Annotated in this window: 12 protein-coding genes and 1 tRNA gene; 6 read left to right on the forward strand and 7 right to left on the reverse strand. The window is 71.7% G+C overall.

Annotated elements, in window-relative coordinates; all coding sequences use genetic code 11:
* The first annotated feature begins 139 nt into the window (after positions 1-139).
* The gene (locus tag ACFVZH_RS16425; protein WP_384897761.1) at positions 140-1,531 is read left to right on the forward strand and encodes a tetratricopeptide repeat protein; all 1,392 of its coding nucleotides are present in this window, start codon (positions 140-142) and stop codon (positions 1,529-1,531) included.
* A gap of 88 nt (positions 1,532-1,619) precedes the next feature.
* Positions 1,620-2,627, forward strand: coding sequence for a YdcF family protein (locus tag ACFVZH_RS16430; RefSeq protein WP_384897763.1), 1,008 nt, complete (start codon positions 1,620-1,622; stop codon positions 2,625-2,627).
* A gap of 30 nt (positions 2,628-2,657) precedes the next feature.
* Here ACFVZH_RS16430 and ACFVZH_RS16435 read toward each other — a convergent pair whose 3' ends face one another.
* Positions 2,658-4,496 (reverse strand): alkyl/aryl-sulfatase, encoded by a 1,839-nt coding sequence (locus ACFVZH_RS16435; protein ID WP_384897765.1) that lies wholly within the window; start codon positions 4,494-4,496, stop codon positions 2,658-2,660.
* Positions 4,497-4,646: 150 nt separating this feature from the next.
* On the opposite strand from ACFVZH_RS16435, the gene ACFVZH_RS16440 reads away from it, so the two are divergent.
* Entirely contained in the window at positions 4,647-4,928 is a 282-nt protein-coding gene (locus ACFVZH_RS16440) for a hypothetical protein (RefSeq protein WP_384897767.1), read from the forward strand.
* Between the two features lie 55 nt (positions 4,929-4,983).
* Here ACFVZH_RS16440 and ACFVZH_RS16445 read toward each other — a convergent pair whose 3' ends face one another.
* Positions 4,984-6,168, reverse strand: coding sequence for a protein kinase (locus ACFVZH_RS16445; RefSeq protein WP_384897769.1), 1,185 nt, complete (start codon positions 6,166-6,168; stop codon positions 4,984-4,986).
* Between the two features lie 267 nt (positions 6,169-6,435).
* On the opposite strand from ACFVZH_RS16445, the gene ACFVZH_RS16450 reads away from it, so the two are divergent.
* Positions 6,436-7,314, forward strand: coding sequence for a glycosyltransferase family 2 protein (locus ACFVZH_RS16450; RefSeq protein WP_384897772.1), 879 nt, complete (start codon positions 6,436-6,438; stop codon positions 7,312-7,314).
* A 102-nt stretch (positions 7,315-7,416) separates the two neighbouring features.
* Here ACFVZH_RS16450 and ACFVZH_RS16455 read toward each other — a convergent pair.
* Together ACFVZH_RS16455 and ACFVZH_RS16460 are read right to left on the reverse strand one after the other, a co-directional pair.
* A tRNA-Pro gene (locus ACFVZH_RS16455) sits at positions 7,417-7,490 on the reverse strand.
* Positions 7,491-7,671: 181 nt separating this feature from the next.
* Positions 7,672-8,610 carry a metallophosphoesterase gene (locus tag ACFVZH_RS16460; protein ID WP_384897774.1) on the reverse strand — a complete coding sequence of 313 codons (939 nt, stop codon included), beginning with the start codon at positions 8,608-8,610 and terminating at the stop codon, positions 7,672-7,674.
* Between the two features lie 74 nt (positions 8,611-8,684).
* Between ACFVZH_RS16460 and ACFVZH_RS16465 the strand changes: the two genes are divergently transcribed.
* Complete coding sequence (locus ACFVZH_RS16465) at positions 8,685-9,149, forward strand: GatB/YqeY domain-containing protein (protein WP_384897776.1); 465 nt, start codon at positions 8,685-8,687, stop codon at positions 9,147-9,149.
* A gap of 119 nt (positions 9,150-9,268) precedes the next feature.
* Here ACFVZH_RS16465 and ACFVZH_RS16470 read toward each other — a convergent pair whose 3' ends face one another.
* Entirely contained in the window at positions 9,269-11,506 is a 2,238-nt protein-coding gene (locus tag ACFVZH_RS16470; RefSeq protein ID WP_384897778.1) for a transglycosylase domain-containing protein, read from the reverse strand.
* 561 nt (positions 11,507-12,067) lie between these two features.
* On the opposite strand from ACFVZH_RS16470, the gene ACFVZH_RS16475 reads away from it, so the two are divergent.
* Entirely contained in the window at positions 12,068-12,412 is a 345-nt protein-coding gene (locus ACFVZH_RS16475; protein WP_026058363.1) for a WhiB family transcriptional regulator, read from the forward strand.
* Between the two features lie 44 nt (positions 12,413-12,456).
* On the opposite strand, the gene ACFVZH_RS16480 is transcribed toward ACFVZH_RS16475, so the two are convergent.
* A complete protein-coding gene (locus tag ACFVZH_RS16480; RefSeq protein ID WP_384898071.1) occupies positions 12,457-13,812 on the reverse strand; it encodes an ArsA family ATPase in 1,356 nt (451 codons plus the stop codon).
* 86 nt (positions 13,813-13,898) lie between these two features.
* The gene (locus tag ACFVZH_RS16485; RefSeq protein ID WP_384897780.1) at positions 13,899-14,861 is read right to left on the reverse strand and encodes an ArsA family ATPase; all 963 of its coding nucleotides are present in this window, start codon (positions 14,859-14,861) and stop codon (positions 13,899-13,901) included.
* Positions 14,862-14,907 lie beyond the last annotated feature (46 nt).

Below are 14,907 nucleotides of genomic sequence, written 5' to 3' on the forward strand. Positions count from 1 at the left end.
GCGCCACCCCCGCAACTACCTGGCCTTCCTCGGCCTCGCCGCAGCCATCTGCTGCTACAAACGACTCCTCCGCCTCACCACATAGGACACGGTCTAAGTCATAGGAGAGGGGCGGAGGAGAACACGGGGGCTGGGGCACATGTGGGCAGGGGAATCACCGGAAACCGAATTCCTGTGGGGTGAACCGGTCGGTGCCGACCAGCTGGCCGCCGCCGAACACGGCTACGCGAACTGCGGACCGGCCGAACAGCTCCTGTGGGAGAGGCTGTCCGTCTTCGAGGGCGCCTTCGGCAGGGACGCCGTCCGCGAGGTCTGCGCCTCCGGCTCCCTGCCCGCCGGGGAGGTCCAGGCGGTCCTCGACCGGCTCGCCCCCCTCGCGCTGCTCCCCGTCGACGACCTCTTCGACGGTGAGGACGGCCTGCCTCGCTACTGGATGCCGCACCCGATGCGGGCCGTCGGCGCCCGCCGGCTCACCGCCCGCGGGGACCGCTGGGCCGTCGTCCTGCACCACCGCCGGTGGTGCGTGAAGCTCGCCCGGCGGGCCGCCGACTGGTGGCAGCGGGGCCGCCAGCTCGACGCCCGGGACCTCGCCCTGCGGGAACTCCCCGACCTGGCCGCCGCGATGGACCCGACGACCGCGCCGCTGTCGCCGAGCGCCGAGGCCGACACCTCCGTCGAGATCGCGGTCTCCCTGTGGTTCCTGTGGGTGGCCTGCGGGCGGATCGCCGAGGGCCGCACCCGGCTGCGGCACGCCCTCAGCCTGCACTCCGGCCCGGCGCCCGCCCGGGCCCTGTGGCTGGCGGCCTTCCTGGAGCTGGAGTCGGGCCGCCCCGAGGACGCCGACCCGCTCCTCGCCCAGGCGTGGGCGGCGGCCGTACGCGACCGGGACGGCCACTGCCTGGCGCTCCTGGCCCATCTGCGCGGCGCCACCGCCCTCTACCAGGGGCGTGCGCGCGCGGCGGCGGCCGAGTTCCGGGAGGCGCTGGCCCTGATGGAGGAGCACCCGGAGTTCGGGCCGACCCGGCGGGCGTGCTGGGTCGGCCTCGCGCTCTCCCTGTGCCGCACCGACCCGGAGGGCGCTCAGGAGGCCCTGGACCAGGCCGACCTGGACCGCGAGAGCCGACGGGCCTGGGTGGGCCGCGATCTGTTCGCCGACGCCTGGGCGTGCCAGGTCCGGGCCGAACTCGTCGCCTGGGACGGGGACCAGGAGCGCGCCGCGGAGTACGCGCGGCGGGCCCTGCGCGAGCACCTGCGGCTCGGTTCGGCGGTGGGGGCGGCCTGCGCGGCGGAACTCCTCGCCCAGATAAGGGCGATGAGCGGGCAGCGCGACGTCGCCGCCCATCTCCTGGGCGCGGTCGACCTGTTGCGTTCCTCGGTCTTCGACTCCTCGTACCGGCCGGCGGAGTACTGCGTGGTGACGCGCAACCGCGGCGAGGCGGCCCTCCGGGCCCTGTTCGACGACCCGGAGCTGAAGAGCGCGTACGAAGAGGGCGCGAGGCGCGGCCTGTTCGCGCTGGCGGGCGAGGTCTGACACCCCCCCCCGGGTCCGCGGCGGGGTTCGCGGCCGGGTCCGCGGCGGGAGGCCGCCCGTTGTCGGAGCCGGTGTCTACGATGACGGAATGTTCGCCTTCGTCGTGGCCGCCGTCTTCCTGCTGCTCTTCGGGGCCGGTGTGCTGCGCGACCGGCGTCGCTTCGGCAACGCCGTGTACCTCGGCCTCGCCGTCACCTTCCTCGGCATCGGGCTCCTCGCGGGGATCGACGACGCCCCGCCCGGCGTCGCCGAGACCGTGATGATCGTCGTGCTGCTCGCGCTCGGCCTCGGCCCGGTCGTCCTCGCCGGACTGCTCTGCGCGAACGGGGTGAAGATGGTCCGCAAGGAGGGCAGACGCCCCGCCAACCTGCTCGCGCTCCTCGCCGGAGTGGGCATGTTCGCGGTGATGGGCCTCGCGGTCGCGGCGGCCGTCACCCGCTCGCCGGTCCTCGGCATCCTCGTCGGCACCACCCTGCTCGTGCTCGGCTACGTCTCGTTCCTCTTCCTCTGCTTCGTCGGGTACGCCTTCCTGTACGGCCGGATGCGGCTCCGCCGCGACGCCGACTACGTCGTGGTGCTCGGCTCCGGACTGATCGGCGGCCGCCGCGTGCCGCCGCTCCTCGCGAGCCGCCTCGACCGGGGCAGGGAGGTGTACGAGAAGCTGGCCGCGTGGGGCGGGGACGCACCCGTCCTCATCACCTCCGGAGGCCAGGGCCCCGACGAGGAGGTGCCCGAGTCCCACGCCATGGCCGACTACCTCGTCGAGCGCGGCTTCCCGGCCGGGGCGGTCGTGCGCGAGGACCGCTCGCGCACGACCGAGGAGAACATGCTCTTCAGCAAGGAGCTGATGGAGCGGGACCGGCCGGGCTCCTCCTGCGTGATCGTCACCAACAACTTCCACGCCTTCCGGGCGGCCCTGATGGCCCGCCGGGCCGGTGTCGACGGCCAGGTCGTCGGCTCGCCGACCGCCGCCTACTTCTGGCCGTCGGCCACCATCCGCGAGTTCGCCGCGGTCTTCCTCCAGTACAAGGTGGTCAACATCGGGATCTGCCTGACGCTGGTCCTGCTCGGGGTCCTGGCGTGGGCGGTGCGCTGAGCGCGGTGCGTCCGGTGCATCACGGCCTCCTCACGGGGTGACGATCGGGAACCGGGGATCGGCCTTCGTCACGTACGAGAAGAGGCGGCCGAGCAGCGCCGGATCGCCCTCCACCCCGATCCCGAGCTCCTGGAGGCTCTTCCCGGCGAGGAGGCCGAGGAGCTGGGCCTTCCCGAGGGTGAGGGTGAGCCCGGCGGGCGTCCGGGGTTCGGCGACCACCCGGTGGGTGAGGGCTCCGTTGTGCAGGGTCAGACGCCGCCGCTCGCCCGCGTCCGTGAGGCCGTCGAGGAGGAGCAGGTCGATCGTCAGGTCGTCGTCCCAGGCCCGCGGGCCGTCGATCGCGATGGCGACCGAGTCGATCAGCATGGGGACGGTGAGGGCCATCGACATCTCGGGGTTGGTCACGTCGACCATCTCGCCCGTGACGCCCTCGCGGAGCTCTTGGGCGCCGCGCAGGTAGAAGTTGCGCCAGGTGGCGTTCTCGGCGCCGTACCCGAGGCGCTCGTACACCCCGGCGAGGACCGCCTTCGCCTCCTCGTTCCCCGGGTCGGCGAAGACCAGGTGGTTGAGGAGGGTCGCGGCGAAGCGCAGGTCGCCGTCCTCGACGTACCCCCGCGCCTTGGCGAGCGCGTCGGCGGCGCCGCCGGCCACCTCCACGTACCGCCGCGCCAGCTCCACCGGCGGCTGCTCCCAGAGGTGGGCGGGGTTGCCGTCGTACCAGCCGAGGTAGCGCTGGTAGATCGCCTTGGTGTTGTGGCTGAGCGAGCCGTAGTAGCCGCGGCCGTGCCAGGCCCGCTCCAGGGCCGGCGGCAGCTCGATCAGCTCGGCGATCTCGGCGCCCGTGTGCCCCGCGTTCAGCAGCCGCAGGGTCTGGTCGTGCATGTACGCGTAGAGGTCGCGCTGCTCGGCCAGGAACTCCACCACCTTGTCGTGGCCCCAGGTGGGCCAGTGGTGCGAGGCGAAGGCGACGTCGTAGCGCCCGTGGAAGCACTCGATCGCCTCGTCCAGGTAGTGGGCCCAGATCCGGGAGTCGCGGACGACCGCGCCGCGCAGGGTGAGCACGTTGTGCATGTTGTGCGTGGCGTTCTCCGCCAGGCACAGCGCGCGGTGGTCGGGGAAGAGGAAGTTCATCTCGGCCGGCGCCTCGGTGCCCGGCGTGAGCTGGAAGACGATCCGCACGCCGTCGACCGTCTCCTCCTGCCCGGTCTCCGTGATGTCCACGGTCGGCGGGATGAGGCTGATGGTGCCGGTGGAGGCGCCCTGGCCGAGACCGACGCCGATCTGGCCCTCCGGGCCCGTCGGCAGGCCGACGCCGTACATGTAGCTCGCCCGCCGGGTCATCGCGGTGCCCGCGTACACGTTCTCGCTGACCGCGTGCTCCAGGAATCCGGCGGGGGCGAGGATCGGGACACCCTCCTCCGTGCCGTGCGGGAGGACGCCCCGGACCCCGCCGAAGTGGTCGCCGTGCGAGTGCGTGTAGATCACCGCGGTGACCGGCCGGTCACCGCGGTGCTCCCGGTAGAGCGCGAGAGCGGCGGCCGCCGTCTCCACGGAGATCAGCGGGTCGACGACGACGATCCCGCGCTCGCCCTCGACGATCGTCATGTTCGACAGGTCCAGGCCGCGCACCTGGTAGATGCCCTCGGTGACCTCGTACAGGCCCTGGCGCGCGCAGAGCCGGCCCTGCCGCCACAGGCTCGGGTGGGCGGTGTCCGGGCACTCCGACTTCAGGAAGTCGTAGGCGTCGTTGTCCCAGACGACACGGCCGTCGTCGGCCCTCACCACACCGGGGACGAGGGCGCCGAGGAAACCGCGGTCCGCGTTGCCGAAGTCGGTCGCGTCGTCGAAGGGCGGCAGGGTGTCGCTCATGTGCGGGGGCTCCGTTCCACGAGGGCGCCGGTCGGCGTTCCGGTCCATCTGAACACCGGCCTCCTACGACCGCACTTCGGAGCGGCGGAGCCCGCGCACTCTGTCTACTCTGGAGATACGCGTCCCACTCCGGCGGCACGGAGGTGGCCCATGAGGGCACGCCACCACTTCCACATCGACTACCTCGGGCACTCGGTCTCCGCGACCGTCCAGACCGGTCACACCCCCGTCGTCGAGGTCCTCGTCGACGGCAAGGAGACCGGCCACGCCACGACCAAGGACGACCGGCCGGTCACCGTCCCCGTCGAACTGCCCACCGACCCGCCGACCCCGGTGTCGATCAGGGCGACGCCGGGGCCCGGCGTTCCACGCTGCCTGCTGCTCGCCGGCGCCGACGGCGAAAGCCAGGTCATGCCCCCTCGCCTGTACTGAGGGGCGCGTGCGGGGTACTTCCGCCAGGCCGGGCCCGGTCAGGCCCTGCCCCGGCTCAGGAGAGCCAGGCCATGCCGATGATCAGGAAGACGACGAAGGCGATGGCCCCGGCGACGGCCGCCGTCTTGCGCGGCCGCCGGCGGGAGAGCTCGGCGAGCCCGCCACCGGCGCCGCCGGAACGCTCGCGCCGCCGCGAGGAGGGAGCGGACGCGGGGACACGCGCGGCGACGGTCCCGGTCGTGGGCCGGGGCGCACCTCCGCGCATCGGCCCGGTCCCCGGCATCGGCGCCGCGCCCGGCATCGGAGCGGCTCCCGGCAGGGGCGCCGCTCCGTGCATCGGCGCGGGCCGCGCGGGAACGGCGGGCGCGGGCCCGGTGGCGTGGTGCGGGGCGTGCGGCGGCCGCGCCCGGCCCTGCGCGGGCTGCGGGTAGGCCCGCCAGGCGCCGGAGGAGAACCAGTCCGCGATCGCCTGCGCCGAGGGCCGCTGCTCCGGCTGCTTGGCCAGCAGGCTCAGCAGGTACGTCTCGAACTCGGGCGGCAGCGCCGCGCCGAGCCGGCTCGGCGGCACCGGCGGGGTGTCGATGTGCTGGTACAGCAGGGCCGTCGCCGTGTCGGCCCGGAACGGCGGGCGGCCGGTGAGCAGTTGGTAGAGCACGCAGCCCAGCGAGTACACGTCGGAGGCGGACGAGGCGGGCTGCCCGAGGGCCCGCTCGGGCGCCAGATAGAGGCCCGTGCCCACGATCTGACCCGTCGTCGTGAGCGCCGCCGAGGGATCGTCGACGAACCGCGCGATGCCGAAGTCGGCCAGCTTCACCGTGCCCTCGGCGTCGACGAGCAGGTTCCCCGGCTTGATGTCCCGGTGCACCACGCCCTGCCGGTGCGCCGCCGCGAGCCCCGCGGCGGCGTGCGCGGCGACCACGGCGACCCGCTCGGCGGGCAGCACCAGCGGGTCGGAAGGACTCCCCGCGAGGCTGTCCCCCTCGACCAACTCCATGACCAGGAACAGCTTTCCGTCCCATGTGCCGAAGTCGAAGACGCCCACCACATGCGGATGGCTCAGCCGTGCGGCGGTCTGCGCCTCCAGGCGGAACCGGTCGGCGGCGGAGGGATCGGTCCCCTGCGCCAGCATCAGCTTCACGGCCACGGCCCGGCCCAGCACCTCGTCGGTGGCCTGCCACACCTCGCCCATGCCGCCCCGGCCGATACACACGTGAAGCCGATATCGGTCCGCGACCAGCACCTGGAGCCCACCCTTTCGACGATCGATCAATCTGACGGAAGGGGACCAGCGTAGAGCCGCCGGCCGGCCGCTCTCGCCGCGCTCCCCTCCCCAGGGGGTGTCCTTTCGGTCAGGCCGGCCTCGCGGCCCGATCGAAAGGACACCCCCTACGACGACAGACGCCGTGACGGCTGCCCGGCGTCCTGGTTCACACCGGGTGAACGGCGGGTGGCGACGGCGGCTAGCATCGCGCCCCTGGATGTTCGGCTGTGTGGGACGGAGTGGGTCGTGACACGACCGCGTATGGGTGTGGCGGTACTGACGATGGGCACGCGCCCCGCCGAGCTGCGGGCGCTGCTCGACGCCGTGGCCGGGCAGGACGAGCCGGCCGCCCGGATCGTCGTGGTGGGCAACGGCACCGGTTCGCTCCCGGAGCTCCCCGAAGGCGTGACCGGCGTGGAACTGCCCGAGAACAGGGGCGTGTCGGGTGGCCGGAACGTGGCCGTCGACACGCTGCGCGCCTTCGGTGACGTGGACGTCGTGGTCGACCTCGACGACGACGGCCTCCTCGTCGACCAGGACGTCCTCCGCCGCCTCGCCGACCTGTACGCGGCCGACCCCGACCTCGGCGTCGTCTCCTTCCGCATCGCCGACGAGACCGGTGAGACACAGCGCCGGCACGTCCCCCGCCTCGGGGCGAAGGACCCGCTGCGCGGTGGCGAGGTGACGACCTTCCTCGGCGGCGGCCACGGCCTGTCGATGCGGATGCTCGACCGGATCGGCGGCTGGCCGGAGGACTTCTTCTTCACCCACGAGGAGACCGACCTCGCCTGGCGCGCCCTCGACGCGGGCTGGAAGGTCGTCTACGCCCCCGAGCTGCTGCTCCAGCACCCCAAGACCAGCCCGGCCCGGCACGCCGTCTACTACCGGATGACCGCCCGCAACCGCGTCTGGCTGGCCAAGCGCAACCTCCCGGCCCTCCTCGTCCCCGTCTACCTCGGCGTCTGGACCCTGCTCACCCTGGCCCGCACCCGCTCCCTGCCCGGCCTCGCCGCCTGGTTCGCCGGCTTCGCCGAAGGCGTCCGCCGCCCCTGCGGCCCCCGCCGCCCCATGCGCTGGTCCACCGTCCGCCACATGACCCGCCTCGGCCGCCCCCCGATCATCTAGCCCACCGGTTTCGGGGGGCTTCCCGGCCGGGAAGCCCCCCGAAACGCAAACAGGTGAGGCCGGTACTGAGATCAGTACCGGCCTCACCTGGTGTTACGGCTGTCGGGGTGGCGGGATTTGAACCCACGACCTCTTCGTCCCGAACGAAGCGCGCTGCCAAGCTGCGCTACACCCCGATTGTCGCTGCTTTGTTCTTCACGTCGCGGCGACATCGATTACTTTAGCCCACGCGCGCGCTGAGGCGAAATCCGGTATTCGGGGGACGGCGGGGCGGGTCGGATGCGGTCGAGGCCGACGATGGCGAGGCCGAGGAGGAAGAAGGCCGCGCCGAGGACGACGGCGCCCCGGCCGGGGTCGTCAGCGGCGCGCCGTCAGGGTGAGCAGGGTGACCTCGGGCGGGCAGGCGAAGCGGACCGGGGTGAACCGGTTGGTGCCGCAACCCGCGGAGACGTGGAGGTACGAGGTCCGGTCGGCGACGGTGTGGGTGGAGAGCCCCTTCACCCGGTCCGTGTCGAGGTCGCAGTTGGTGACGAGCGCCCCGTAGAAGGGGATGCACAGCTGCCCGCCGTGGGTGTGTCCGGCGAGGATCAGCTCGTATCCGTCGGCGGTGAAGGCGTCGAGGGAGCGCAGGTACGGGGCGTGGACCACGCCCACCGAGAAGTCGGCCGACTCGTCGGGGCCGCCGGCCACCCGCTCGTAGCGGTCGCGCTTGATGTGGGGGTCGTCGAGACCGGTGAAGGCGAGTTCCACTCCGGGCAGCTTCAGCCGGCCCCGGGTGTTGGTGAGGTTCACCCAGCCCGCGTCGTCGAAGGCGTCCCGCATGGGTTCCCACGGGTTGTGGACGGCGCCGACGACGGGCTTGTTGCCGTTGAGGCCGTGGCGGCCCTGGACCTTCTCCTTCAGGTAGAGCGCGGGGTTGCGCAGCCGCGGCCCGTAGTAGTCGTTGGAGCCGAAGACGTACACGCCGGGGAACTCCATCAGCGGGCCGAGCGCGTCCAGGACCTCCGGCACGGCGTTCGTGTCGGAGAGGTTGTCGCCGGTGTTGACGACGAAGTCCGGGCGGAGCCCCGCGAGCGACTGGAGCCAGGCCCGCTTCTTGCGCTGGCCGCAGACCATGTGGATGTCGGAGACCTGGAGGACCCGCAGGTCGCGCATGCCGGGCGGGAGGACCGGGACCGTCACACGGCGGAGCCGGAACGAGCGGGCCTCGATGCCGGCCGCGTAGACGATTCCGGCCGCGGCCGTCGCCGTGAGACCTGCCGTGACCTTGAGGGGCATCCCGTACCGTGCGCGCATCCTCCCATCGTCGCAGACCGGCGCGGTGGAAATGCGCGGGCGGGTGGGGCGCCGCACCTGCCACACTTGACCCCATGACCACGCTCAAGGAGAAGCTCAAGGCCGACCTCAACGTCGCGATCAGGGAGCGCGACGAACTGCGTTCCTCGACCCTGCGGCTGACCATCACCGCCATCACCAAGGAGGAGGTCGCGGGCAAGACCAAGCGCGAACTCTCCGACGACGAGGTGCAGAAGGTGATCGCCAAGGAGGCGAAGAAGCGCCGCGAGGCCGCGGAGGCGTTCGCCCAGGGCGGCCGTCCCGAGTCCGCCGAGCGGGAGCGGGCGGAGGGCGTCCTCCTGGACGCGTACCTGCCGAAGCAGCTCAGCGACGAGGAGCTCGACGGCATCGTCGCGGCGGCCGTCGAGGAGGCGAAGGCGGCGGGCGCCGAGGGGCCGCGTGCCATGGGCGCCGTCATGAAGATCGTGAACCCGAAGGTGGCCGGTCAGGCGGACGGCGGCCGGGTCGCCGCCTCCGTGAAGAAGCTGCTCGCGGGCTGATCCGCGACACACCGCCGGCCGATACGCGAGAGGCCGCGGGCTGATCCGCGCCGCGCCGCCGGCCGATACGCGAGAGGGCGCCCCCACCAGGTGGGGGCGCCCTCACTCGTGTCGGAGCGTCAGCGGTTCGCGCCGCGGCCGTTGCCGCGCCCGTCCCCGCCGCCCAGCATGTCCGGCGGGATCGTGATGCCGGGGAACGGGTTGGTGTCGCCCGGCTTGGCGTCACCCGGCTTCCGGGGCTTGTTCGGGCCCTCGTCGCCCTCCTTCTCCGGGTCCTTGGGCTTCTCGGCCCGCGGTACGGCGATGGGGGTGAAGCCCGGCGTCTCGCCGGCCTCCAGGGCGCCGGTCATCGCGATCTTCCAGATCGGGCCGGGGAGGCAGCCACCGCAGACCTTGTCGTAGTACTCGCCGCCGATGGTGATGTCGTACATCGACTTCTTCTCGCCGACGTCGTCACCGACCCAGACGGCGGTGGACAGGTTCGGCGTGTAGCCGACGAACCAGGCGTCCTTGCGATCGTTGGTCGTACCGGTCTTGCCCGCGTTGTCGCGGTCGCTGAGACCGGCCCTCGTACCGGTGCCGTCCTCGACGACGCCCTTCAGCATCTGGTTGATGGTGTCGGCGGTCCGGCCGCTCATCGCCCGCGAGCACTTGGTCTGCGGCACGTTCAGCTTGTCGCCGTTGGCGGCCTTGATCGACTCGATGGCGACGGGGGTGCAGTACATGCCGCGGTTGGCGAAGGTCGCGTAGACGGACGCCATGTCGAGCGGGGTGCTCTCGATGCTGCCGAGGGTGATGGAGGGGCTCTGCTTGACCGGCTTGCCCAGCTCGCGCTCGTAGCCGACGTTCTTCGCCATCGTGAGCGTCTCGCACAGGCCGGCCATCTGCTCCAGCTTGGCGAAATAGGTGTTGATGGACTTGCCGAGCGCGCTGGTCATGTCGTAGACGCCCTTCTCCGACTTGACCTCGTTGTTCACCTCCCAGTTCGCGTAACCCGCGGGCTTGCCGTCGCAGCGGGTGTAGTCGCTCTCCGGGATGTTGATCTGCGCCGGGGTGTCGAAGCTCTGCGCCGGGCTCAGGCCCTTCTCCAGCGCCGCCGCGGCCGTGATCGGCTTGAAGGTCGAGCCGACCTGGAAGCCGTACGTCGTGCCGCCCATCCTGCTGCCGACGGCGAGGTTGAGCGTGGTCTGGTGCTGCTTCTGGTCCAGGCCGTACGGGCGGGACTGGCCCATCGAGACGATCTTGCCGGTCCCGGGCTGGACCTGCACGACCGAGGCGGCCACCGGGTCGTCCTTGTTGATCTTCGCGATGGCGGCCTCGTTGGCCGCGGCCTGGGCGCGCGGGTCGAGCGTGGTCCTGACGGTGAGACCGCCCAGGTTCCACAGCTTCTGCCGCTCCTCGGCCGTCTTGCCGAAGACCGGGTCGCCGAGGATCGTCTTGCGGACGTAGTCGCAGAAGAAGCCGGCGCCGTCGACGGCGGTGATGCAGCCGTTCTTCGGCGTCTTGACCTTGAGCTTGAGCGGGGACGCCTTCGCCTTGTCCGCCTCGGCCTGGCTGATGTCCTTCACGTCGGCCATCCGCTGGAGGACCACGTTGCGGCGCTTGGTGGCTTCCTGGATGTCGTTGATCGGGTCGTAGCGGCTCGGCGACTGGACGAGACCGGCCATCATCGCCGCCTCGCCCAGGGTCAGGTTGGCGGCCGGCTTGGAGAAGTACCGCTGGGAGGCGGCCTCGATGCCGTACGCCTGCTGCCCGAAGAACGTGATGTTGAGGTAGTTCTCCAGGATCTTCTTCTTGCCCAGCTCCTCCTCGACCTGGATCGCGAACTTCAGCTCGCGGACCTTGCGGCCGATGGTCTGCTGGGTGGCCTGGGCGACCTTCTCGGGGTCGTCACCGGCCTCCTCGACGAAGACGTTCTTCACGTACTGCTGGGTGAGGGTGGACGCGCCCTGCGCGACACCGCCCGACTGCGCGTTGCGGTTGATCGCGCGCAGCACGCCCTTGAGGTCGATCGCCCCGTGCTCGTAGAAGCGGCCGTCCTCGATCGCGACGATCGCCTTCTGCATGTACGGGGAGATCCGCTCCAGCGGGACGACCTTCCGGTCCCGGGAGTACACCGTGGCGATGAGTCCGCCCTTGGCGTCGAGGATCGTGGTGCGCTGACTCAGCGGTGGGGTCTTCAGGTTGGACGGGATCTCGTCGAACCCCTCGACCGTGCCCTTCGCGGCCAGTCCGAGTGCCCCGGCCGCGGGCAGGGCGATGCCCGCCAGCACGGCTCCGGAGAGCACACTGACACCGAGGAACTTGGCGGCCTGCTGGGTCCCGGTCAGACCACCGCCCGAGCGCTTCTTTGCCATGGGGGCAGCCTAATCCGTAGTGATGAGCGTTCCGCAGGAGCGGGGGCCTCTCGGAGCGTTCGCGTACCAGACCGTGACATCCGGGTGCGGCGGAACCGTCGGAACCCGTCCTGGCCGCCGGCCCCCGGATCAGGCACCGATGAGCGGCGGCCGCGGACGTTCTCATTCGCCGGACACGCGTATATGCCTTGGCCTAAGCTGCTCACAACTGTCACAGCAGTGTGGTCGCGCATCAAGACCCATGCGTGACATCGGTATGAATTCCCGTGACCCCGAAACACGGGAACTTCGTGTCCGATTCCGGCTCATGCGTCACACGGTGCCCGGAGTGGCCCGGTCGAGGAAGGGCGTATCTGTACGGTATGTCCGCTATCACGCGCATGTCCTTCGATCACTCCCCTGGGTGATCTGACGCGCACACATAGTCCGTTCGGGCCATCCAAGATTGGGCCCGAAGGGGGTGTTGCGCTGTGCCCGCCTTCCGTAACGTCCCAACTGGCAGCGGTGAATATGCCGCTGTCGCCGTGGGGGAGCCTCGATTCGGGAGAGGACGGCGCCGGTATGGGCTGGGTAGCTGACTGGAGTGCGCAGGCGGCCTGCCGCACTACCGATCCGGATGAACTATTCGTGCAGGGAGCGGCGCAGAACAGGGCCAAGGCGGTGTGCACCGGATGCCCGGTGCGGACCGAGTGCCTCGCCGACGCCCTCGACAACCGCGTGGAGTTCGGCGTGTGGGGCGGCATGACGGAGCGCGAGCGCCGTGCCCTGCTGCGCCGCAGGCCCACCGTCACCTCGTGGCGCCGGCTCCTGGAGACCGCGCGCACGGAGTACGAGCGTGGCGCGGGCCTGCTGCCCGTCGCGATGGAGGACGACGCGACGTACGAGGCGTACGCGGCGGTCGGCTAGACCCCGACCCGTACGCGACACCGGTACGGAGACGGGGACACCGCTCAGGCCGAGGGCATGCGCCCGGCCGTGAGCCGGTCACCGATGGCCCGCAGCCCGGCGAGATCGTGCACATCGCCGGGCAGGGCGGCCACCTCCGTCACCGCCACCTCCGGGTGGAGTGCGGTGAAGCGGTCGCGTGTGCGCTGCTCACGCGCGAGCACCCGCATGCGTTCGGCATGCAGGCGCAGAAGTCCCGCGGTGAGATGGCGTACGTCGGTCTCCGCGTCCACGTCCGGTCGTGCGGCCACGACCGATCGTGCGGCCGCGTCCGACCGTGTGTCCGTGTGTGCGTCTTCGTCGTCGTGCTGTGCGGCCGGTTCGGCTGTGGGGGCAGCCTCGGATACGGGGGGTGCGGCGGCGGTGGCGAGATCGGACGGCTCGGGCTCGGTGGCCGGGGAGCCACGCAGTTCAGCTTTCCCGCCCCTCTGATCCACAATGCGCCCCTCGTCAAGATTTTCCGCGGCGGCCCGCGCCCGCTCGGCCGACAGCCGGGCGGCGCCGCTGCCGTGGACGCGGTTGAGGACGAGACCCGCCAGCGGCATGTCCTCGGCCGCCAGCCGCTCCACGAAGTACGCGGCCTCGCGCAGCGCGTCCCGCTCCGGCGTGGCGACCACGAGGAAGGCCGTGCCCGGGGCCTGGAGCAGCTTGTACGTGGCGTCGGCGCGGGTCCGGAAACCGCCGAACATCGTGTCCATCGCCGCCACGAACGTCTGCACGTCCTTGAGGAACTGACCCCCCAGCAGCTTTCCGAGCGTGCCCGTCATCATCGACATGCCGACGTTGAGGAACTTCATCCCGGCCCGGCCGCCCACCTTCGCCGGGGCCATGAGCAGCTTGATGAACTTCCCGTCGAGGAAGGACCCGAGTCGCTTCGGCGCGTCCAGGAAGTCCAGCGCGGACCGGGACGGCGGGGTGTCGACGACGATCAGGTCCCACTCGTCGCGCGCCCGGAGCTGGCCGAGCTTCTCCATCGCCATGTACTCCTGCGTACCGGCGAACCCGGCCGACAGGGACTGGTAGAAGGGGTTCTCCAGGATCGCCCGCGCCCGGTCGGGGTCCGCGTGCGCCTCGACGATCTCGTCGAAGGTCCGCTTCATGTCGAGCATCATCGCGTGCAGACGCCCGCCGTCGGAGCCCTTGATCCCGTCGACCTCGCGGGGCGTGTTGTCGAGGGAGTCGATGCCCATCGACTGCGCGAGCCGCCGGGCCGGGTCGATGGTGAGGACGACGACGCGCCGGCCCCGCTCCGCCGCCCGGACGCCCAGGGCCGCCGCCGTGGTCGTCTTGCCGACCCCGCCCGCGCCGCAGCAGACGATGATGCGGGTGCCCGGGTCGTCGATCAGCGGATCGAGCTCCAGGACGGGGACGGAGTCGAGCCCGTGGGCGGCCGGGTCGGGCTCCTCCGCGGCGGTCCCGGTGTCGAGACCGCCGGCAGCCTGCTCCGTCACGCGCCCACCCCTTGCTTCCGCAGTTCCTTCGCCAGCCGGTACAGCCCCGCGATGTCCGCCCCGTCCCCCAGGAAGGGGAGTTCGTACGAGGGGACGCCGATGCCGTCCAGGACGGCGCGCTGCTCCCGCTCCAGCTCCACGCGGCGGGCGTGCTCGACCGCTTCGTCGAGGAGCGGATCGACCAGCCGTGTGCCGCCGGCGACGCCGACGGAGGCCAGGGTCCGTGCGATCGCCTCCCGGTGGTCGCCGGAGGCGGCCCGTACCGCCGCGCCGTCCAGGACGTGCGGGCGGACCATGTTCACCACGACCCGGCCCACCGGCAGTTCGGCGGCGCGGAGCTCCGCCACGCCGTCCGCGGTCTCCTGGACCGGCATCTCCTCCAGGAGGGTCACCAGGTGGACGGCCGTCTCGGGCGACTTGAGGACCCGCATGACGGCCTGCGCCTGGTTGTGTATCGGGCCGATCCTGGCCAGGCCCGCGACCTCGTCGTTGACGTTGAGGAAGCGGGTGATGCGGCCGGTGGGCGGGGCGTCCATGACCACGTGGTCATAGGTGTGGCCGCCGTGCTTCTCGCGCCGCCGGACCGCCTCGCACGCCTTGCCGGTCAGCAGGACGTCCCGGACGCCCGGGGCTATCGTCGTCGCGAAGTCGATCGCGCCGAGTTTCTTCAGGGCCCGCCCCGCGCTGCCCAGTTTGTAGAACATCTGGAGGTAGTCGAGGAGCGCGCGCTCGGCGTCGATCGCCAGCGCGTACACCTCGCCGCCGCCCGGCGCGACGGCGATCTTGCGCTCCTCGTACGGAAGCGCCTCCGTCTCGAAGAGCTGTCCGATGCCCTGCCTGCCTTCGACCTCGACGAGGAGGGTCCGCTTCCCCTCCGTCGCGAGGGCGAGGGCGAGGGCGGCGGCGACCGTCGTCTTACCGGTACCGCCCTTGCCGCTGACGACCTGGAGCCTGCTCACGCTGTCGAGCCTAACCACTGGCGGCCCCGCCCAATCAGGTGGCCGC

This window comes from Streptomyces sp. NPDC059534, assembly GCF_042743475.1.
Classification (GTDB): domain Bacteria; phylum Actinomycetota; class Actinomycetes; order Streptomycetales; family Streptomycetaceae; genus Streptomyces.

Bases quoted from the DNA above. Each gene is read 5' to 3' on its own strand.
- ACFVZH_RS16435 (WP_384897765.1), bottom strand. From the start codon at position 4,496: ATGAGCGACACCCTGCCGCCCTTCGACGACGCGACCGACTTCGGCAAC.
- ACFVZH_RS16470 (WP_384897778.1), bottom strand. From the start codon at position 11,506: ATGGCAAAGAAGCGCTCGGGCGGTGGTCTGACCGGGACCCAGCAGGCC.
- ACFVZH_RS16465 (WP_384897776.1), top strand. From the start codon at position 8,685: ATGACCACGCTCAAGGAGAAGCTCAAGGCCGACCTCAACGTCGCGATC.
- ACFVZH_RS16440 (WP_384897767.1), top strand. From the start codon at position 4,647: ATGAGGGCACGCCACCACTTCCACATCGACTACCTCGGGCACTCGGTC.
- ACFVZH_RS16425 (WP_384897761.1), top strand. From the start codon at position 140: ATGTGGGCAGGGGAATCACCGGAAACCGAATTCCTGTGGGGTGAACCG.
- ACFVZH_RS16460 (WP_384897774.1), bottom strand. From the start codon at position 8,610: ATGCGCGCACGGTACGGGATGCCCCTCAAGGTCACGGCAGGTCTCACG.
- ACFVZH_RS16475 (WP_026058363.1), top strand. From the start codon at position 12,068: ATGGGCTGGGTAGCTGACTGGAGTGCGCAGGCGGCCTGCCGCACTACC.
- ACFVZH_RS16430 (WP_384897763.1), top strand. From the start codon at position 1,620: ATGTTCGCCTTCGTCGTGGCCGCCGTCTTCCTGCTGCTCTTCGGGGCC.